The sequence below is a fragment of the Bacillus thuringiensis genome (assembly GCF_022095615.2).
GTDB classification, from domain to species: domain Bacteria; phylum Bacillota; class Bacilli; order Bacillales; family Bacillaceae_G; genus Bacillus_A; species Bacillus_A cereus_AG.
Genome location: NZ_CP155559.1, coordinates 5,037,351 through 5,057,532, shown reverse-complemented (window position 1 = coordinate 5,057,532; position 20,182 = coordinate 5,037,351). Strand labels below are relative to the sequence as shown.

Sequence of the window (20,182 nt, the reverse complement as noted above, 5' to 3'; positions counted from 1 at the left end):
ATGAAAAAACGACTGTTCTATGCAGAATAAATCTACAAAACAGTCGTTTTTTTGTATTATATTTCTGTTAAGATTATCGGTTCGCCGCGTGTTACAACAACTGTATGTTCACATTGTGCAACAAGGCTTTTGTCAGGTGTAACGAATGTCCAACCATCGTCACCACGCTCAATAATATGATCAGCTTTCATAGAAATGAATGGCTCTACTGCGATAACAAGACCGTCTTTTAGAAGCGCATTATCCATTGGATCAAAGTAGCTTAAAATGTGGTTTGGTGCTTCATGTAAGCTAAGACCAATACCGTGACCAGTTAAGTTTTGAATCACATTATATCCATTTTTATGTGCAAAGTTTGAAACAGCACGACCAATTTGGTTTTGTTTTGAACCAGCCTTAACCTTTTTCATAGCTGCCCAAAATGCATCAACAGCTGCTTGGCAAAGCTTTTCTTTTGCTTCATCTTCTCCAAGTACAAATGAAATACCTGTATCTGCATAATAACCATCAAGTGCAGCAGATACGTCGACATTTACAAGGTCGCCTTCTTTTAATACGCGATCTCCTGGAATACCGTGAGCAACTTCTTCGTTTACACTGATGCAAGTTACACCAGGGAAATCATATTCTTTTTCAGGTGCAGAAATAGCACCATTCTCATCTAATACTTTTTTACCGATCAAATCAAGCTCTTTCGTTGTCATACCTGGCTTCGCTTCTTTTTTCATTTCTTCACGTGCAAGCGCAACGATGCGGCCGATTTTTCGTAAGCCTTCTAAATCTTGTTCATTACGAATAATCATGAAAACCACTGTCCTTCCTCGAATATATATCTTACCCGATTGTATCATGTTTATTTTCGTCCTGCTACTCGCTTGCGGTATGCGGGTTGATTCCTCTCATACGGAATACATGACAATTGTCATATCGATGTCATGACGCATCATACTGTTTCCTAACTTTTCCAACACATACAATATAAATATAAGAAACAGCGGGGGTGGAGAGATGGAAAAGATTATTGAAGTAAATAGTGTTTCTAAAACATTTAAACATAAAAACGCAGTAAATAACGTTTCATTTCATGTAAATAAAGGAGAAATCGTAGCATTACTTGGACCGAATGGTGCAGGGAAAACGACGACGATGTCGATGATGCTTGGATTAAAGGATCCGACGGAAGGAACTGTTTCTATATTTGGAAAAAGTCCAAAGCATAGAGATGTGCGTAATAGCCTCGGCGCGATGTTACAAGAAGTAAGTGTCATTGATAGCATCACAGTGGAAGAGGCGATTGAGTTATTCCGTAGTTATTATACGAATCCGGTAGAGAAAGCAACGTTACTACAGTTATCAAATTTAGAATCGGAACGAAAACAAAGATGTGAGAAATTATCAGGCGGGCAAAAAAGAAGATTAAACTTTGCACTCGCACTTGCAGGAAATCCAGATTTGCTATTTTTAGATGAGCCGACAGTTGGAATGGATATTACGTCTCGAAGAACATTTTGGGAAACAATTCGAAAGTTAGTAAGTGAGGGGAAAACGATTATTTTAACGACGCACTATTTAGAAGAAGCGGATGCATTGGCGGATCGTATTTTATTGTTTGCGAACGGAAAGATTATCGCAGATGGTACACCAGATGAGATGAAAGCGACGATTTCGCGAAAAACGATCTCGTTTTATTCGAAAGAAAGTATTCCTACAAGATTGCTAAAGGAATTACCATATGTAACAGAAGTAGAGTCAAACGAAGGACGCTTCACTTTAACAACTGAAGATACAGATGAAACTTTAAAAGCGATTTATCAAAAGAATTTACCTGTAACAGATGTTTCAGTTGAACGTGGAAGTCTTGATGAAGCATTTGAGCAGTTTGTTGCAAATCAGAAGGAGGGAATCGCATGAGAGCGTTTTTGATGCAATGTAAGATGGAGATATTACGTACGTTTCGCAATAAATTATTTATCTTTTTCTCATTATTAATGCCAGTTATGTTTTACTATATTTTCACAAATGTTGTTCAAGTGCCACAGAACGGGAATGAATGGAAAGCTCATTATTTAATTTCTATGACGTCATTCAGTATCATTGGAACAGCACTCTTCAGTTTTGGTGTTCGTCTTTCTGAGGAAAGACAAAAAGGGTGGGCACAGCTTTTGAGAATTACACCTCTGCCAGAAGGGGCATATATTTCTGCAAAAATTGTTTCGCAAACAGTAGTAAATATGTTTTCAATCGTAGTTATTTTTTTAGCAGGTATTTTAATTAATGATGTTCAGTTAACGTTTGGTCAGTGGATTAGCGCTGGTTTATGGCTATTAATAGGTGTAACTCCATTTTTAGCACTTGGATCAATAGTAGGTTCGATTAAGAAAGTTGATGCAGCGGCAGGATTAGCGAATATTTTAAATATGTGTTTAGCGATTCTTGGTGGTTTATGGATGCCAATTGAAGTATTCCCAAAAATATTAAGAACGATTGGGGAATGGACACCGACATACCATTTCGGAAGCGGCGCATGGGATATTGTAGCTGGAAAATCAGTTGATTGGGAAAATATCGCGGTACTAGGAGGTTATTTCCTTATATTTGTTGTAGTATCAATATATATAAGAAAAAGACAGGAAGCGGTATAAATGATAGAGACGAAGAGGTTTGAATTTTTTCCGAAACATATGGGTTTCTTCCCGTATATGTGGTTTGTGTATTTATTATTTCCAATCTACCATTTAGCACAAGCGTCTGGATGGAAGTTTGTGCTAGGAAGCGGTATGTTGATACTTTTTATTATCACATACCGTCAGCTATATTTTGTTCAGAAGACGTTTGTTTTATGGGCATGCATTCAAATGGTACTCATTTTTTTATTTGCTTTATTTTACAATCCTTTCATGATATTCTTTGGCTTTTTCACGGCAAGTGCGATGGGATTTACGCCAAATAAGAAAGTGTTTCGAGTGCTATTATGTTTGTTGGTTATTATGCTTGGGGCATTTTTATTTATAAATATGAATCAACTAACGACTACAAGTTTAGTAAATATCGTTCCGATGTTTATTTTAATGCTCCTTACGCCATTTGGTATGCGTAATTTCAATCAAAAAAAGATGTTAAAGAACCAATTAAACGAAGCGAATGAGCAAATTAAAGACTTAGTAAAACGTGAAGAACGGCAGCGGATTGCAAGAGATCTTCATGATACGTTAGGGCATACATTATCACTCATTACTTTAAAAAGTCAGCTTGTGGAGAAGTTAATTGTAAAAAATCCGGAGCGTGCAAGTGTGGAAGCGAAGGAAATTACACAAACATCTCGTACCGCTTTAAAGCAGCTAAGGGAATTAATTTCTGATATGCGCATGATTACAGTAGAGGAAGAGCTTGAGCAAATAAAAGCAATCTTACAAGCTGCTACTATTGAATTAGAAATAAAACAAGAAACGAGTGCGAGTTCATTATCACCCATTGAACAAAATATTTTAGGAATGTGTTTACGTGAGGCTGTGACAAATGTTGTAAAACATAGTAAGGCAACGCGTTGCACAGTTTCTGTACTAGAATCACAAGGCGAATTAATTTTGATAGTAGAAGATAATGGAGTTGGTTTAGTGGATCAAAACCACGATGGAAATGGCATTCGTGGTATGAAAGAGCGTATTGCTCTTATTGATGGGTTTGTTGAACTGGGCACGATCAATCCAGGGACACTATTAACAGTAAAAGTGCCAGTTGTTATTAGAGAAGGAAAAGATGAGGTGAGGGCATGATTCGAATTATTATTGCAGAAGATCAGCGGATGCTTCGTGGTGCATTAGGGGCCCTGCTTGATTTAGAAGACGATATTGAAGTAATTGGGCAAGCTGCGAACGGGGAAGAGGCGCTAAAACTAATTGAATCGCTACAACCTGATGTAAGCATTATGGATATTGAAATGCCAATTCAAAGCGGATTAGATGTTGCGGAAACGCTACAGAAAGAAAAGTCAGCATGCAAAGTAATGATTTTAACAACATTTGCGCGCCCTGGATATTTTGAACGAGCAATGAAAGCTGGCGTGCACGGATATTTATTAAAAGATAGTCCAAGTGAAGATTTAGCTGCATCGATTCGTAACGTAATGAAAGGAAAACGAGAGATCTCTCAAGATTTAATGTTCGGTTTATGGCAGGAGCAAAATCCACTATCAGATCGCGAAAAAGAAGTATTGCTACTTGCGAAAGAAGGAAAGACGGCAAATGAAATTGCGAAGGCACTTTATCTTTCACCGGGTACAGTACGTAATTACATTTCCGAAGTATTAACAAAGCTTGATGCGAAAAATAGAATTGAGGCAATTACAATTGCGGAAGAAAAGGGATGGATATAAAAAGAAGTTTACCTATGAGAGGTAAACTTCTTTTTATAATTATTGTACTTCTATTACTCTATTTACTTTTTGTAATGGTTTGTAACCATGTGCTTCAAATGCTTTTGCAAATTCATTTGATACGGCATTGCCATATAAATCTTTTGCAGCTTGTACAATATGGGATTGAAGTGATTCAAAATCTTCAGCTGAAGTTGCGTAATTTTGCAATGCTCGCATAACAACTTTACTTACTTTTTCATTACCTTGTTTTTGAACGGCAACATTGTTATAAGTTTTACCTTCAGCTAATTGATATAACACGTGGCTGATAATACCAGAGTTTACGTGCGATTCTTGATCATTTCCATCGTTATAGAAATCTTGTAAGTTCGTATATAGTTTATGACCACCATCACCAATTTCTCTTGGGATGTCACGAATTGTTAAGCCACCTAACGTATCGCCCATAATCCAGTTTCCTTTATCTTTCTTTACGTAATATTCGATTTGTGTACCCCAAAAATCTGCTAGCCCTTCATTTAGCGCAGATGTTTCAGCGCTTGGATATCTCACAATTTTATTTTTCGTTGTACCGCTAAATACAGCATGTCCAAATTCATGAGCTGTTACGTCAAGAGCTGATGTTAGTTTTCCGTTTAAACCATCACCAAATACCATTTGGTTCCAAGCAGGGTGCCAAAATGCGTTTATATAGTTTTCTTTTATACCATCACTAACTTCAGTAGAATCAAAACCGTGTACACTAGCAACAACTTTTGAATCTTTATTATCGTAACTTTTTAGATTATGTTCTTTCTTGAAGTAATCATAAATATCACTCATGTTTTTCATGGCGCCAGCAGCTTCTTTATCTGTAAAGTTAGGAGTGCTACTTGAAATCAGTGTCCCTGGATAACCAGCTTGACTGTATCCCCCGAGAGAATCAGCGTAGTTTGCATTGTAAATATAAATACCATTTCCGCGTGATAAATCAGCTAAATAAAATTTTCCATCAGTCCCTTTGGCAATATTGAAAGAGATATTTTCTTGAAGTGCATTTTTCCCAGTTCCTTGCTCGCTTGCAGAGGATAGGCTAGGTGATGTTACTTGATTTATAGCTTTATTCTCTTTATTTTTAATAAATTTTTCTTGGAAAAGTACTTCACCAGTTTTTAAATCAATGATTGCATTGCCGTTTATAATTTGTGCATTGTTTTCATAAGTAAATGTAATAACAGTTGCGAATGTATAAGAGCTATCTTTTTTCTTATAAACAACGGTTTCGCTAGAGAATTCCGTTTCAGCCGCATCACTTGGAATTTGAACTATATCGCGTAATTTAGATTTTACTTCATTTTTCGACAAAAAATTTGTTATAGTAAGATTAGGTTGTTGATCTAAATTTTGAACAACTTTACCACTAACAGTTGTGATCACTCCATTTTTATCTACTTTTACAATGAGATCTTGGCCATATACTTTATAGTTTTTATATGTTTGTGCAAGGCGAACTTCGGTTTGATTTTCTTTTGTTTCTTTATTGGTAGGATGGAAATCTACATTTTTTTCAGTAGTGACTTGTTCTTGTTGAGCTTTAGCCCCGTTTACCTCACCTTTTAAATACTTTTTCGCAATATTTTCTTTCGTATCATTTTGAGGTTGTGTTAATTTCCCGATTGTTAAACCAGGCTGAGCAATTTCAACTTTTACTTCATTTTTATCTAATTCTTGGGCGTGAATAGCTTCTGTTGATAAAGGACAAAGAAGACCGAATGTAACGAAGGCACTGGCAAGTTTTCTATAATTCATCTATAACACTCCTAATCTATTATTGTATGTGAGATGAATTGTATGAAAAATTTGCCGAATTTTATATATATTATGCATTATTTCATATCAAAAATTGTCGAATTCACATTATTGTAGTGGTATGACAACTCAAAAAATTAGATTGTTATAATGGGATGGTGAGTAAGTATGCACGCAGAAAAATTAGGAAGTGAAATTAAGAAGATTAGGATGATGAGAGGGTTAACACAAAAACAGTTATCCGATAATATATGTCATCAATCGGAAGTGAGTCGAATTGAATCGGGCGCAGTGTACCCAAGTATGGATATATTGCAAGGTATTGCGGCGAAATTACAAGTTCCCATTATTCATTTTTATGAGGTACTCATTTATTCCGATATTGAAAGAAAAAAACAGTTTAAAGATCAAGTCATTATGCTGTGTAAGCAAAAAAGATATAAGGAAATTTATAATAGAGTATGGAATGAACTGAAAAAGGAAGAATATCATCCTGAATTCCAACAATTTCTTCAATGGCAATATCATGTAGCAGCTTACATATTGAAAAAAATCGATTACGAATATTGCATTTTAGAATTAAAAAAATTGTTAAATCAACAATTAACTGGAATAGACGTATACCAAAATCTCTATATAGAAAATGCAATTGCAAATATTTATGCTGAAAATAGCTATTTTAAGAAGAGTATTGAGTTATTTGAAGATATACTAAAGCAATTAGAGACATTACATGATAATGAAGAATTTGACGTGAAGGTAAGATATAATCATGCAAAAGCATTATACTTAGATGAGCAATATGAGGAGTCGCTTTATCAAGTAAATAAAGCGATTGAAATATCATGCCAAATTAATAGTATGGCATTAATTGGACAGTTATATTATCAAAGAGGTGAATGTTTAGGGAAGTTGGAGTATGATGGGGCAGAGATTGAAGATGCATATAAAAAGGCAAGTTTCTTTTTTGACATATTAGAAATGCATGCATATAAAGAAGCACTCGCAAATAAAATCAGTAAATAAAAATCCCAAAAAATGGATATGCATAATTGCATAGGATGTGGATAAATTTTCATGATATATTAAAATAAAAAATGTGGGTGATGGAGTATGAAGAAACTACTTATTGGTAGTCTATTAACGTTAGCAATGGCATGGGGTATTTCATTAGGCGATACAGCATTAGAGAAAAGTCAAGTGATTTCTCATAATGATCAAGAGGTACAATTAGCTGGAGATCTACCTTTTGAATATTAAAAAACAACCGTCTTACTTAGACGGTTGTTTTTTTGTGGAGTAATCTCCAAACGTCTTTACTAGAAACGGGTTTGCTAATAAAGAATCCTTGGATATGGTCACAGTTTTGTTCATATAAAAACTTCCATTGATCTTCCGTCTCTACACCTTCTGCAATCACTTCTAAATGTAGTTCTTTTGATAGTGTAATTATGGAAGAGATAATTGCTTCCTCTAAAGGACTAGTTGTAATGCCGCAAATAAACTCTCGAGCAATTTTTAATGTGTTGATTGGATATTTTGTTAAATAAGCTAAAGAACTATAACCAGTTCCAAAGTCATCGATTGAAATTTGAATACCGAGATTTTGAAGCTGTTCTAACTTTGCAACTACAGATTGATTTTGATTAATTGCGATACTTTCCGTAATTTCAATGTCTAATGCTTCTGCTTTTAGCTCTGTTTCTTCTAATACTTTTGAAATGGTTGGGATTAAATCTGCATGGTTAAATTGAACGACAGATAAATTCACACCTACTTTTAAGTGAGAAAAACCTTGATTATGCCATCTTTTTGCCTCTAAGCAAGCGGTGCGTAAAATCCAATTTCCAAGTTCAATAATAAATCCAGTTTCCTCTGCTAGAGGAATGAATTGGGCAGGAGATACGATGCCGAGTTTTGGATGTTTCCAACGAATTAATGCTTCAAAACCGATAATTTGTTTTGTTTTTGTGCTTACTTGTGGCTGGTATTCAAGGAAAAATTCATTTTGTTGTAATGCTTTTGAAAGTTCTCCTTCTAAGAAGTTACTCTCATTTTGAGCAATACTCATTTCTTTTGAGAAGAAAACGAATCTATTTTTTCCATTTGCTTTCGCGCGATACATAGCCATATCAGCATTTTTCATTAATTCTGTTACATCTGTTCCATAATCAGGGTACATTGCAATTCCGATACTCGGTGTAATAGACAGTTCCTCATCTTTAATGAAGAATGGTTTGTTTAAAATGGTTAAAATCTGTTCAGCTATAAATATTGCACTCTTTTCTGAGTACATATCTGGTAATAAAATTGTAAACTCATCTCCGCCCTGGCGAGCAACGACATCTTTTGAACGCAAGCAACTGCGTAATCTTTTTGCTACTTCAATTAATAATAAATCACCAACGTCATGACCAAGTCTATCGTTAATTTTTTTGAATCGATCTAAATCAAGGAACATGACGGCAACATCATTTGCGCTAGTTTGAGCTGTGTTTAAAATGTTTTTCAAATCTTTTTCAAACTTTCGGCGATTTGGTAGCCCAGTAAGTGCATCATGAAAGGCTAAATGTTCTACTTGTTTTTGTTTTTCATATAAAGTTGTAATATCACGTGCTATGCCGAACATCCCAACAACTTCTTTGTTTATGAAAGTAGGGATGAGCGTAATGTGAAGGTAATAGTAATAACCTTCTTTTTCTTTTGTACGAACTTCTAAAGTTTGTGGTCTACCTTCTTTCGTTATTTGCAAAGCTTTCTTTAGTAAATCATGGTCTTTTGAGTCAATAAAGTGTAAAAGGGAGTAGCTTTCTACTTCACAATAGTAGGCAGTAAATAAGCTTTCACAAGCTGTATTAGATTGTTGGAAAATACCATACATATTTAAAGAGAAAACAGCATCAGGATGATCTTCGAATAAAGATTTGTAGCGTTGTTCACTCTTTGATAACGCAGATGCACCTTCTTCTACTTTGCCTTCTAGTTGTGTAGTCAACTGTTCGTATGTATCGATTAGTGCTCGATTATCCTTCCACATATAAAGTTGTCGTAGGAATAATAAGATGAGTGATAATACTAGACCGATTAACATGAACTTATCATCCCAAGGTTGAAAGATAATAAAAGAAAAAGTAATGATTATACTAAAGTAAGGTAATATAAAGCGCACATAATCAAATCGATAATATTTTGTTTTCGTTTCATGCTGTATTGGTTTATCTAAAATATATAGTATAGACGACAAACCAATTAATAAAATTGAAGCAGTATGTATTAAGTAAGAGACTTCAGAAGAAGTTTCCATACCTCTGTTTAATTGAAACAGATGTATATATCCGTATACAAGTATGATAGTAAAGCCGATAATTAATGAAATTCTACTAGAAGAATATTGTTCCCTTCTATATAGGCTAATAACCGCGTAAATTACTAATGATTGTGCAATAAAGTAACCAATTAAAACCCATTGATCTGTTGTTAACATACGAAAGCTTGAAACGTCCAAAATAAAAGTTAAGGTAAAATAGATATTCATAATAACAATAAAGATGCTATCGAATGAAAATTGAGCAAGGCCTCTAATAGAGTAATGTTTTATGAACTTTATAGCAAAGCCAGAGAAGAGTAAAATATATTGTACGATGAAAAAGGGCAAGGACTTATATGAGAATATGACTTGATCATATATAGAAAGTGAATGAAGAAACAAAGTTATCTCCATTGTCAATCCACATAGGCAAGTGCATAGTACTAAAACCCAAAATAGTTTGTCACCGCGCTTCATTTTCTTAATTGCTTTATATAAGCAATAGCAAGAAAAGAGTGTAGCGAAACAAAATAAAAAAAGAATTCCAATTTCTTTTATATTTAAGTCCTTAGGGATAAGAAATATCCAAAGGGAAAATATAATTATATACATCATGACAAATTGTACATATTTTTTTTGATTAATCATATTATGACTCCGTTTCAATAAAGTTGAATCACAGGTGGAAAATGCTAATTCCAATCATAGCATATAAAATAGGGTGTTTTTTACTATAAAAATTACTTTTTTTGAAAAAAATAGCTCAACATTACAATTTACCATTGTAATGTTGAGCTATTTATTCTTTTTATCCCTCTTATGGAGGATAGTTCATGTATGAGTTGCAACATTGCTAAATCTTTCTGTTTACTTTCAATCATAATATCGAAATTATGATTGTTTTTTTTTGCAATGTGTAAGAAAGGCTTAATAAACTCTAAATCAATATATTCGGCGTGAGCCCTAAATTCTTTTTTTGATTTAGGAGAGGAAATGTGAACTTTAGGAGGGACATTTGTATGTGACCAAGTTTCAAAAATTGCAGGAAGTAACAATTCTAGCGGTTCCACGCAAAGGTTTGCCATGTGATGATGATAATCAAATACGAATGGAATCTTTTCTTTTTGGCAAATAGATAAAGTTTCAGCAGTCGTATATGTTTTATCATCGTTTTCAAGTGTCATTTGCTTTTTTATATGTGCAGGAAGTTTTTTTATGTTTTCATGGAAACGCCCAATCGCTTTTTCTTTATTTCCATAGGCACCACCTACATGGATGTTAATATAAGAAGTATCTGCAATTCCTATTGCATCTAATACTTTATAATGATAAGTCATATCTGTAATAGCGTTAGCTGTAATATGTGGCTTGTCGCTTGTAAATAGCGTAAATTGATTGGGATGAAAACTTACTCGTAAATTGTGTTCTGTAATTAATGCCCCGATTTTACGCCAAAGCGGTGTAAATGCCCCGATATAATCAAACTTGACTTCGGGATGTGTTGCAAGCGGGACAATGGAAGAAGATAAGCGATATAACGGAATTTCATGCGCTATGTTGTAATGAAGAATACGTATTGTATGCTCAAGATTCTGCCTTGTAATATCGTACAATTTATCTTCACGTTCTTGTTTACTGAGCTTTTCAAAGCTTGTAAATGTCATCGTTTTGGCAGGAGAACAGTCCCAAAGTGCCATTGCATGTGAGACATATCCGAACCGCATAATCATATGGAATACATCTCCTTTATTCATTATCTTTCCTATAGGAAGAAAGAAAGTATCGTTCCTATCCATTCTTTTCCTCTATCAATAAGAGAAAGGGGGCTAACATCTTTAAAGGAAAGTAATGACGCGTTTTCTAGATCTTCATGGAATTTGTTTTTTACTGTTTGTATAAAATGTTTATCATATAAAAGGCAGTTGATTTCATGGTTAATATATAAACTTCTCATATCAAAGTTTGCAGTTCCGATATCACAAATATAATCGTCCGCTATAATAACTTTAGCGTGAAAAAAGCCTTGTTGAAATGCGTAAATATTACACCCGGCTTGTATTAACTTTCGGCAATACGGGAATTTTGCTTCTCGAACAAGGGCGTGATCAGCTTTTTCTGGAACGAGAATTGTGATTTGAACCCCACGTTTTCGTGCTTTTAATAATGCGTTCATAATTTTTTTTCCAGGAATGAAATATGGTGTACCGATAAAGAGTTCTTCTTTCGTATTTTCAATTAAGTGTAAAAAAGTATGTTGTAAATATGCCCCATCGGTCGGAATAAATTGATGTAGAATGATTCCTGGTTGTTGCTTAGGAAAATAAAGAGGTGAATCTAATAAATTTTGACCCGTATCGTCGAGCCAATCATGTAAAAATTGCTTTTGTAAATCTTGTATTCCTTCTCCCGTAAGACGTAAATGATAATCGCGCCATAATCCTAATTTTTGATTATGCCCTAAATATTCTTCGCCAATATTAAATCCACCAATATAACCAATTTTCCCGTCAATAACTGTAATTTTTCTATGGTTTCTTTGATTTGCAGAAAAGAAAAGAAAAGGAAATTTCACTTTATGACAAAATGAAAAAGAGACGCCGTGTTTTTGTAGGGAACGAATTGCCTCATTGGATAAATAATGGCTTCCCAATCGATCGAGTAAAAGTCTTACTTCAATTCCTTCCTTTGCTTTATCGATAAGTAACTTTAAAAATTCACGACTGATTTTATCGTTTTTTACAATGAAAAACAAAACGTGCACATGGTGCCTTGCTTGTTGTATATCAGTAAATAAAGCATCATATAAATCTTGCCCGTATGTATAAAGGTGAAAATTACTTTGACGTAAAGGGAAAGTACGAGAGCGCACACGCTTTAAATGAAGAATCCTCCCATATAAAAGGTCAATTGTGATCCAAAGAGTAACGCATATTAACAAGAGAGATACGAAGAACATGAGTGAATTCCCTCCTTTGCATTCTTTTCACCTTCACTTTGCCGGTTGATTAAAGTTTCACTTTACCCCGCTTTAACGGGCAGTAAACTTCCTACTTCAAAAATTGATGAATAAATAGAAGTTAGTTTGGAAATTAACTGCCCGTAAAAGCCCGATTGGTTCAACTAATAATCAGTGGGGGATGAACCACCCCTACTGATTAAAGTTTCACTTTATAGTTTCACCGAAATAAACAGCTTTATGAAAAAATATGTTGTTGTATAACAAAAAACTGTTGACTGAATGCTCACTCATTATATAATGAAGATAGGGGAAAAAATTCAGAAAATTATATGTTTTTGAAGATTCTAAAAAAGAAAGAGGGCTTACAAAGAGAGGGGTAGCATAAAAATGAATAACTTACTGATCATGAATTGGCTGGCTGCCATTGCTGTTATTGCTTATGCAGGATATTTGTTTGTGTATCTTATACGAACGAGGATGGCCTACATACAGTTAGGAAAAAAGATTGAATTTGACCGTCGTTTTAAAGAGCGTTGGGATCTTCTTAAGGTCAATGTTTTCGGTCAGAAAAAGCTGCTGAAAGATAAGAAGAGCGGCATTATTCACGTTATGTTCTTTTATGGATTTATTCTTGTCCAATTTGGAGCAATTGACTTCGTTTGGAAAGGACTCGCACCAGGATCACATCTTCCACTTGGACCACTATACCCTGCATTTACATTCTTCCAGGAAATTGTCACACTTGTTATTTTAATTGCAGTCTTTTGGGCTTTTCATAGACGTTATGTTGAGAAGCTAGTTCGTTTAAAACGTAATTTCAAATCAGGCCTTGTTCTTATCTTTATCGGTGGCTTAATGATTTCTGTGCTACTCGGTAATGGGATGGGGATTATATGGCACGGCGAGGAGCTTTCATGGAGTGAACCGATTGCTTCTGCAATCGCTTACGTTTTCTCGGGAATAAATGAAACCGTAGCCATTTCTGTGTTCTACTTCTCTTGGTGGGTGCATCTACTAATTTTGTTAACGTTTTTAGTGTATGTTCCACAATCAAAACACGCGCATTTAATTGCGGGACCAGCTAACGTTTTCTTCGGTCGTCTTTCAAATCCAGGGAAGCTTGAAAAGATTGACTTTGAAGATGAAACGCAAGAAACATTTGGTGTTGGTAAAATCGAAGACTTTAGACAAAATCAGCTTATCGATTTATACGCTTGCGTAGAGTGTGGTCGCTGTACAAATATGTGTCCGGCAACAGGAACAGGGAAAATGTTATCGCCGATGGATTTAATTTTAAAACTTCGCGATCATTTAACTGATAAAGGAGCAGCAGTGACATCAAAAGCACCGTGGGTTCCAGTAGTTGCTTTTAATAATACGCAAGGAAATCAGTTAGCGATGATGGCAGCTGGGAAAGGGCAACAAGAATCAGCGGCTACAACGCTAGCTTACGACCCGAGTTTAATCGGAGATGTTATTACGGAGGAAGAGATTTGGGCTTGTACAACGTGTCGTAACTGTGAAGACCAGTGTCCGGTTATGAATGAGCATGTTGACAAAATTATCGATTTACGCCGCTACCTCGTTTTAACAGAAGGAAAGATGGACGCGGAAGCGCAACGTGCGATGACAAACATCGAGCGTCAAGGGAATCCGTGGGGACTGAATCGTAAAGAGCGTGAAACTTGGCGCCAAGGTGATGATGAAGTAACGGTTCCAACTGTAAAAGAAAAATCGAAAGCTGGCGAGGAGTTCGAATATTTATTCTGGGTTGGTTCAATGGGATCATATGATAATCGTAGTCAGAAGATTGCAATATCATTTGCGAAGTTAATGAACGAAGCAGGCATTTCATTCGCGATACTTGGTAATAAAGAAAAGAATTCTGGGGATACACCGCGACGTCTTGGAAATGAATTTGTCTTCCAAGAGATGGCGACAAAGAATATTGAGGAATTTGAAAAAGCAGGAGTGAAGAAAATCGTTACGATTGATCCTCACGCTTATAACACATTTAAAAATGAGTATCCAGACTTTGGCTTGCAAGCAGAAGTCTATCATCATACAGAATTGTTAGCTCAGTGGGTGAAAGAAGGACGCTTGAAACCTGTTCACGCTATTGAGGAAACAGTTACGTACCATGATTCCTGTTATTTAGGAAGATACAACGAAGTATACGAAGCGCCACGCGATATTTTGAAAGCAATTCCTGGTGTGAATCTTGTAGAAATGGCACGAAACCGTGAAACAGGAATGTGTTGTGGCGCAGGTGGTGGCTTAATGTGGATGGAAGAGACAGCAGGTTCACGTATTAACGTTGCTCGTACAGAACAAGCACTAGCTGTGCAACCATCCATTATCGGTACAGGTTGTCCATATTGCTTAACGATGATTAGTGATGGGACGAAAGCGAAAGAAGTAGAAGAGAAGGTTCAAACTCTTGATGTAACAGAGATTTTAGAACGCTCTGTTATCGGACAGAAGAAAGAAGCGATGTAATTTGCAAGCGTGAATACAACTTTAGAGAGAGGTGCAACCATTGCACCTCTTCTCAACGTAACAATACCGAGCGAGCGCTCGGTGCTAAAAAAAGAGATGGGGGAAATAGATATGAGTAAAACAGTTATTTTAAGTGCTGCAAGAACACCGGTTGGGAAATTTGGAGGATCTTTAAAAGACGTGAAAGCAACAGAACTTGGGGGAATTGCAATTAAGGCAGCGCTTGAAAGAGCAAACGTTTCTGCTAATGATGTGGAAGAAGTTATATTCGGAACAGTTATCCAAGGTGGACAGGGACAAATTCCATCACGCCAAGCTGCGAGGGCTGCTGGAATTCCTTGGGAAGTGCAGACGGAAACAGTGAATAAAGTTTGTGCATCAGGGCTTCGTGCGGTTACGTTAGCGGATCAAATTATTCGTACTGGCGATCAATCACTTATTGTAGCTGGTGGTATGGAATCGATGAGTAACAGTCCTTACATTTTACGCGGAGCAAGATGGGGATACAGAATGGGAAACAACGAAGTGATTGATTTAAACGTTGCTGACGGTTTAACATGTGCATTTTCAGGTATACACATGGGTGTTTATGGGGGAGAAGTTGCGAAGGAAGATGGAATCTCTCGCGAAGCGCAAGATGAATGGGCATATCGTAGCCATCAACGTGCGGTTTCCGCGCATAAAGAAGGACGTTTTGAAGAGGAAATCGTGCCAGTAACGATTCCGCAAAGAAAAGGCGATCCAATTGTCGTTGCAAAAGATGAGGCGCCACGTGAAGATACAACGATTGAAAAATTAGCGAAATTAAAACCTGTATTTGATAAGACGTCAGCAGTGACAGCGGGAAATGCACCAGGACTAAACGATGGTGGTGCTGCGCTTGTACTAATGAGCGAAGACAGAGCGAAGCAAGAAGGAAGAAAGCCATTAGCGACAATTTTGGCACATACAGCAATTGCAGTGGAGTCTAAAGATTTCCCAAGAACGCCAGGTTATGCAATTAACGAATTGTTGAAAAAAACAGGCAAGACAATTGAAGATATTGATTTATTCGAGATTAATGAAGCATTCGCAGCGGTAGCAATTGCAAGTACAGAGATTGCAGGAATTGACCCAGACAAATTGAATGTAAATGGCGGCGCAGTGGCGATGGGACATCCGATTGGAGCGAGTGGAGCGCGTATTATCGTTACACTTATCCATGCACTGAAGCAGCGCGGCGGCGGAATTGGAATTGCTTCGATTTGTAGCGGTGGTGGCCAAGGCGATGCAGTGATGATTGAAGTTCACTAATTAAGATTAGAAGGTATATAGTTTATTAAAAATTAAGGGGGAAGAAAAAATGGGTGTACAAAAAATCGTTGTAATTGGTGCGGGACAAATGGGATCGGGAATTGCGCAAGTATGTGCAATGGCAGGATATGATGTGAAGGTACAAGATTTAAAACAAGAGCAATTAGATAGAGGATTGGCTATCATTACGAAAAACTTAGCGCGCCAAGTAGAAAAAGGACGTATGAAGGAAGAAGAGAAAGAAGCAACTTTAAATCGTCTTACAGTAACGCTTGATTTAGATTGTGTGAAGGAAGCGGATCTTATTATTGAAGCAGCTGTTGAGAAAATGGATATTAAAAAGAAAATCTTTGCGAATCTAGATGAAATTGCTCCAGAACACGCAATTTTAGCGACAAATACGTCATCTCTGCCAATTACAGAAATTGCAGCGGTAACGAAGCGTCCAGAAAAAGTAATCGGTATGCACTTTATGAATCCCGTTCCAGTTATGAAGCTTGTTGAAATTATTCGTGGTTTGGCTACAGATGATGCGGTATATGAAACGATTGAAGATATTACGAAGAAAATTGGGAAAGTACCAGTTGAAGTAAATGATTTCCCAGGGTTTGTATCGAACCGTATTTTATTACCGATGATTAACGAGGCAATCTATACGTTATATGAAGGTGTAGCGACGAAAGAAGCGATTGATGAAGTAATGAAACTCGGTATGAATCATCCGATGGGCCCACTTACGCTAGCTGATTTTATCGGTTTAGATACATGTTTATACATTATGGAAGTGTTGCATGAAGGATTAGGTGATAGTAAATATCGCCCATGTCCATTACTACGTAAGTACGTAAATGCAGGATGGTTAGGACGTAAAACAGGTCGTGGTTTCTACGTTTACGAATAAATTCCCCTTTGTTACAAAATAGTGGTCTTACCAAATTATTAAAAGGATATATAGCAAATGGAGGCGGAGTATATGAACTTTCGTTTTAATGAAGAGCAGCAAATGATGAGGAAAATGGTTCGGGATTTTGCACAGAAGGAGATAGCACCCTTTGTTCCTAGTATGGAACAAGGGGTGTTCCCAAAAGAGATTTTGCAGAAGATGGGTGAGCTTGGGTTAATGGGAATTCCAGCACCTGCAAAATACGGTGGTGCAGAAATGGATTTTATTTCTTACATTTTAGCAATTGAGGAAATTTCAAAGGTAAGTGCAACTGTTGGTGTAATTTTAGCTGTACATACGTCAGTTGGAATGAATCCGATTTTATATTTCGGAACAGAAGAACAGAAGCAGAAATATGTTTCTAAATTGGCGACTGGTGAGTATTTAGGTGCATTTGCTCTAACAGAACCGAACGCAGGATCAGATGCAGGGAGTTTGAAATCAAGAGCTGTAAAAAAGGGCGATCACTACATTATTAATGGGTCGAAAGTATTTATTACAAATGGCGGCGAAGCAAGTACATACATTGTATTCGCTTCTACAAATCCAGAGGCAGGAAAAAGTGGGATTTCTGCATTTATAGTAGAGAAAGATACACCGGGCTTAATTATCGGCAAAGATGAGCATAAAATGGGACTTCTTGGTTCTCGCACGGTACAACTTACGTTTGAAGATATGAAAGTGCCGGCCGAGAATTTACTTGGTGAAGAAGGACAAGGATTTAAAGTGGCAATGGCGAATTTAGATGTTGGACGAATTGGAATCGGAGCGCAGGCATTAGGAATTGCGGAAGCGGCGCTTGCATGTGCGATTGATTATGCGAAAGAGCGTGAGCAATTCGGTAAGCCAATTGCGGCGCAGCAAGGAATCGGCTTCAAACTTGCAGATATGGCGACTAGCGTAGAAGCAGCGCGATTACTTGTATACAGAGCGGCATCGCTAAGAGCGCAAGGATTACCATGCGGCAAAGAAGCTTCTATTGCGAAATTATTCGCTTCTAAGACGGCTGTTGAAGTTGCGATTGAAGCGGTGCAAGTATTTGGTGGTTACGGTTATACGAAAGACTATCCAGTAGAACGATTTTTCCGTGATGCGAAAATCACGCAAATATATGAAGGAACGAGTGAGATACAGAAACTTGTTATTAGTCGAGCTTTATAAAAGGACAAGGGGGAGACGGGAATGCATTTTAAACTATCAGAAGAACATGAAATGATAAGAAAAATGGTTCGGGATTTTGCTAAGAACGAAGTAGCACCGACGGCAGCTGAGCGTGATGAAGAAGAGAGATTTGATCGCGCTTTATTCGATCAAATGGCAGAGCTTGGTTTAACCGGTATTCCGTGGCCTGAGGAATACGGTGGAATTGGAAGCGATTACTTAGCGTATGTAATTGCTATCGAAGAATTATCTCGTGTTTGTGCTTCAACGGGTGTAACGCTGTCTGCACACACTTCACTTGCTGGTTGGCCAATTTTTAAATTTGGAACGGAAGAACAAAAGCAAAAGTTTTTACGACCGATGGCAGAAGGAACGAAAATTGGCGCATACGGTTTAACGGAGCCAAGTTCTGGTTCAGATGCTGGCGGAATGAGGACAACTGCGAAACGAGATGGAGACCATTACATTTTAAATGGATCGAAAATCTTTATTACAAATGGCGGTATTGCTGATATTTATGTTGTTTTTGCATTAACTGATCCCGAATCGAAGCAGCGTGGTACGAGCGCGTTTATTGTGGAAAGTGATACACCAGGATTTTCAGTTGGGAAGAAGGAAAGCAAGTTAGGGATTCGCTCTTCACCAACAACTGAAATTATGTTCGAAGATTGCCGTATTCCTGTAGAGAACCTAATCGGGGAAGAGGGCCAAGGATTTAAAGTTGCGATGCAAACATTAGATGGCGGCCGTAATGGTATTGCCGCGCAAGCAGTCGGTATTGCGCAAGGGGCTTTAGATGCTTCTGTAGAATATGCAAGAGAGCGTCATCAGTTTGGGAAGCCAATTGCGGCGCAGCAAGGAATTGGCTTTAAACTTGCAGATATGGCAACGGATGTGGAGGCGGCGCGTCTTCTAACATACCAAGCGGCTTGGCTTGAATCGGAAGGGCTTCCGTATGGGAAAGAGTCAGCGATGTCAAAAGTATTTGCAGGCGATACAGCGATGAAGGTGACAACTGAAGCAGTACAAGTATTTGGTGGTTACGGTTATACGAAAGATTATCCAGTAGAGCGTTATATGCGCGATGCAAAGATTACACAAATATATGAGGGAACACAAGAGATTCAAAGGCTTGTAATTTCTCGTATGTTAACGAAGTAGGAACGAAAGCGTAGGTATTTTCCTACGCTTTTTCCTTCCAAAAAATAATAGAGAGAGGTGAAGGGGATGGTTAAACATAATGTACATGCGTCCGTGAAAGATGAAAAATTAGTTGCGTTAAGACGTGAACAAATGATTAAAGGTGCGGTGCAATTGTTTAAGCAAAAAGGGTTCCCACGTACAACAACGAGAGAGATTGCGAAGGCGGCTGGGTTTAGTATTGGAACACTTTATGAGTACATTCGTACAAAAGATGATGTTTTATATTTAGTTTGTGATAGTATTTATGAACATGTAAAAGAAAGATTAGAGGAAGTAGTGTGTACAGAGAAGGGGAGTATAGAAAGTTTAAAGATAGCGATAACGAATTATTTTAAAGTGATGGATGAATTGCAAGAGGAAGTATTAATTATGTATCAAGAGGTACGTTTTTTACCGAAAGAATCACTCCCATATGTATTAGAAAAAGAGTTTCAAATGGTCGGGATGTTTGAGAATATTTTAGAGCAGTGTACAGCAAATGGGACATTTACATTAAATAAAAAAGAGATACAGCTTCTTGCACATAACATTTTCATACAAGGACAAATGTGGGGATTTAGACGTTGGGCCCTGCAAAAACTGTATACGCTTGAAGAATATACAGAAATGCAAATTAGGTATGTATTGCAAGGAGCACATATGTTTCCGAAATAA

Annotated in this window: 17 protein-coding genes; 12 read left to right on the top strand and 5 right to left on the bottom strand. The window is 36.9% G+C overall.

All coding sequences use genetic code 11. The features are described 5' to 3' along the window. Positions 1–56: 56 nt before the first annotated feature. Positions 57–851 carry a type I methionyl aminopeptidase gene (gene map / locus KZZ19_RS26250; protein WP_097815041.1) on the bottom strand — a complete coding sequence of 265 codons (795 nt, stop codon included), beginning with the start codon at positions 849–851 and terminating at the stop codon, positions 57–59. Between the two features lie 157 nt (positions 852–1,008). On the opposite strand from map, the gene KZZ19_RS26245 reads away from it, so the two are divergent. Genes KZZ19_RS26245 through KZZ19_RS26230 form a run of 4 tightly spaced genes read left to right on the top strand, consistent with a single transcriptional unit; the run spans position 1,009 to position 4,372 of the window. Then, positions 1,009–1,911 (top strand): ABC transporter ATP-binding protein, encoded by a 903-nt coding sequence (locus KZZ19_RS26245; RefSeq protein WP_237981197.1) that lies wholly within the window; start codon positions 1,009–1,011, stop codon positions 1,909–1,911. Next, complete coding sequence (locus tag KZZ19_RS26240; RefSeq protein WP_237981198.1) at positions 1,908–2,642, top strand: ABC transporter permease; 735 nt, start codon at positions 1,908–1,910, stop codon at positions 2,640–2,642. The genes KZZ19_RS26245 and KZZ19_RS26240 overlap by 4 nt, the downstream gene beginning before the upstream one ends. Beyond that, positions 2,643–3,773 carry a sensor histidine kinase gene (locus KZZ19_RS26235; RefSeq protein ID WP_237981199.1) on the top strand — a complete coding sequence of 377 codons (1,131 nt, stop codon included), beginning with the start codon at positions 2,643–2,645 and terminating at the stop codon, positions 3,771–3,773. After that, entirely contained in the window at positions 3,770–4,372 is a 603-nt protein-coding gene (locus KZZ19_RS26230) for a response regulator transcription factor (RefSeq protein ID WP_088098518.1), read from the top strand. The genes KZZ19_RS26235 and KZZ19_RS26230 overlap by 4 nt, the downstream gene beginning before the upstream one ends. 39 nt (positions 4,373–4,411) lie before the next feature. On the opposite strand, the gene KZZ19_RS26225 is transcribed toward KZZ19_RS26230, so the two are convergent. Then, complete coding sequence (locus tag KZZ19_RS26225; protein ID WP_237981200.1) at positions 4,412–6,163, bottom strand: M4 family metallopeptidase; 1,752 nt, start codon at positions 6,161–6,163, stop codon at positions 4,412–4,414. A gap of 168 nt (positions 6,164–6,331) precedes the next feature. Between KZZ19_RS26225 and plcR the strand changes: the two genes are divergently transcribed. Both plcR and KZZ19_RS26215 read left to right on the top strand, forming a co-directional pair. After that, positions 6,332–7,189: a transcriptional regulator PlcR gene (gene plcR / locus KZZ19_RS26220; RefSeq protein WP_088098516.1), complete on the top strand. Its 858-nt coding sequence runs from the start codon at positions 6,332–6,334 to the stop codon at positions 7,187–7,189. Between the two features lie 87 nt (positions 7,190–7,276). Continuing rightward, positions 7,277–7,423 (top strand): quorum-sensing peptide PapR, encoded by a 147-nt coding sequence (locus tag KZZ19_RS26215; RefSeq protein WP_000734732.1) that lies wholly within the window; start codon positions 7,277–7,279, stop codon positions 7,421–7,423. A 16-nt stretch (positions 7,424–7,439) separates the two neighbouring features. On the opposite strand, the gene KZZ19_RS26210 is transcribed toward KZZ19_RS26215, so the two are convergent. The 3 genes from KZZ19_RS26210 to cls form a co-directional block, all read right to left on the bottom strand. Further along, positions 7,440–10,118, bottom strand: a complete 2,679-nt coding sequence (locus KZZ19_RS26210) for a DUF4084 domain-containing protein (RefSeq protein ID WP_237981201.1) — start codon at positions 10,116–10,118, stop codon at positions 7,440–7,442. Between the two features lie 128 nt (positions 10,119–10,246). Further along, complete coding sequence (gene uvsE / locus KZZ19_RS26205; RefSeq protein WP_237981202.1) at positions 10,247–11,200, bottom strand: UV DNA damage repair endonuclease UvsE; 954 nt, start codon at positions 11,198–11,200, stop codon at positions 10,247–10,249. 32 nt (positions 11,201–11,232) lie between these two features. After that, a complete protein-coding gene (gene cls, locus KZZ19_RS26200) occupies positions 11,233–12,426 on the bottom strand; it encodes a cardiolipin synthase (RefSeq protein ID WP_088098514.1) in 1,194 nt (397 codons plus the stop codon). A 390-nt stretch (positions 12,427–12,816) separates the two neighbouring features. Here cls and KZZ19_RS26195 point away from each other — a divergent pair, with 390 nt between their 5' ends. The 6 genes from KZZ19_RS26195 to KZZ19_RS26170 all read left to right on the top strand — a co-directional run bounded on the left by KZZ19_RS26195 (position 12,817) and on the right by KZZ19_RS26170 (position 20,182). Next, the gene (locus KZZ19_RS26195; protein ID WP_088098513.1) at positions 12,817–14,928 is read left to right on the top strand and encodes a heterodisulfide reductase-related iron-sulfur binding cluster; all 2,112 of its coding nucleotides are present in this window, start codon (positions 12,817–12,819) and stop codon (positions 14,926–14,928) included. A gap of 9 nt (positions 14,929–14,937) precedes the next feature. After that, positions 14,938–16,221, top strand: coding sequence for an acetyl-CoA C-acetyltransferase (locus KZZ19_RS26190; protein ID WP_140392607.1), 1,284 nt, complete (start codon positions 14,938–14,940; stop codon positions 16,219–16,221). A 49-nt stretch (positions 16,222–16,270) separates the two neighbouring features. Beyond that, positions 16,271–17,122, top strand: a complete 852-nt coding sequence (locus tag KZZ19_RS26185) for a 3-hydroxybutyryl-CoA dehydrogenase (protein ID WP_000538860.1) — start codon at positions 16,271–16,273, stop codon at positions 17,120–17,122. 72 nt (positions 17,123–17,194) lie between these two features. Next, positions 17,195–18,325, top strand: a complete 1,131-nt coding sequence (locus KZZ19_RS26180; RefSeq protein ID WP_098342304.1) for an acyl-CoA dehydrogenase — start codon at positions 17,195–17,197, stop codon at positions 18,323–18,325. 21 nt (positions 18,326–18,346) lie between these two features. Then, positions 18,347–19,486, top strand: a complete 1,140-nt coding sequence (gene acdA / locus KZZ19_RS26175; protein ID WP_237981203.1) for an acyl-CoA dehydrogenase AcdA — start codon at positions 18,347–18,349, stop codon at positions 19,484–19,486. Positions 19,487–19,552: 66 nt separating this feature from the next. Beyond that, positions 19,553–20,182, top strand: a complete 630-nt coding sequence (locus KZZ19_RS26170; protein WP_088098510.1) for a TetR/AcrR family transcriptional regulator — start codon at positions 19,553–19,555, stop codon at positions 20,180–20,182.

Coding starts and splice junctions, on each gene's coding strand:
- KZZ19_RS26240 (WP_237981198.1), top strand. CDS start 1,908: ATGAGAGCGTTTTTGATGCAATGTAAGATGGAGATATTACGTACGTTT.
- KZZ19_RS26170 (WP_088098510.1), top strand. CDS start 19,553: ATGGTTAAACATAATGTACATGCGTCCGTGAAAGATGAAAAATTAGTT.
- KZZ19_RS26185 (WP_000538860.1), top strand. CDS start 16,271: ATGGGTGTACAAAAAATCGTTGTAATTGGTGCGGGACAAATGGGATCG.
- KZZ19_RS26230 (WP_088098518.1), top strand. CDS start 3,770: ATGATTCGAATTATTATTGCAGAAGATCAGCGGATGCTTCGTGGTGCA.
- map (WP_097815041.1), bottom strand. CDS start 851: ATGATACAATCGGGTAAGATATATATTCGAGGAAGGACAGTGGTTTTC.
- KZZ19_RS26210 (WP_237981201.1), bottom strand. CDS start 10,118: ATGATTAATCAAAAAAAATATGTACAATTTGTCATGATGTATATAATT.
- KZZ19_RS26235 (WP_237981199.1), top strand. CDS start 2,643: ATGATAGAGACGAAGAGGTTTGAATTTTTTCCGAAACATATGGGTTTC.
- plcR (WP_088098516.1), top strand. CDS start 6,332: ATGCACGCAGAAAAATTAGGAAGTGAAATTAAGAAGATTAGGATGATG.
- KZZ19_RS26245 (WP_237981197.1), top strand. CDS start 1,009: ATGGAAAAGATTATTGAAGTAAATAGTGTTTCTAAAACATTTAAACAT.
- KZZ19_RS26215 (WP_000734732.1), top strand. CDS start 7,277: ATGAAGAAACTACTTATTGGTAGTCTATTAACGTTAGCAATGGCATGG.
- cls (WP_088098514.1), bottom strand. CDS start 12,426: ATGTTCTTCGTATCTCTCTTGTTAATATGCGTTACTCTTTGGATCACA.
- KZZ19_RS26225 (WP_237981200.1), bottom strand. CDS start 6,163: ATGAATTATAGAAAACTTGCCAGTGCCTTCGTTACATTCGGTCTTCTT.
- acdA (WP_237981203.1), top strand. CDS start 18,347: ATGCATTTTAAACTATCAGAAGAACATGAAATGATAAGAAAAATGGTT.
- KZZ19_RS26195 (WP_088098513.1), top strand. CDS start 12,817: ATGAATAACTTACTGATCATGAATTGGCTGGCTGCCATTGCTGTTATT.
- uvsE (WP_237981202.1), bottom strand. CDS start 11,200: ATGATTATGCGGTTCGGATATGTCTCACATGCAATGGCACTTTGGGAC.
- KZZ19_RS26180 (WP_098342304.1), top strand. CDS start 17,195: ATGAACTTTCGTTTTAATGAAGAGCAGCAAATGATGAGGAAAATGGTT.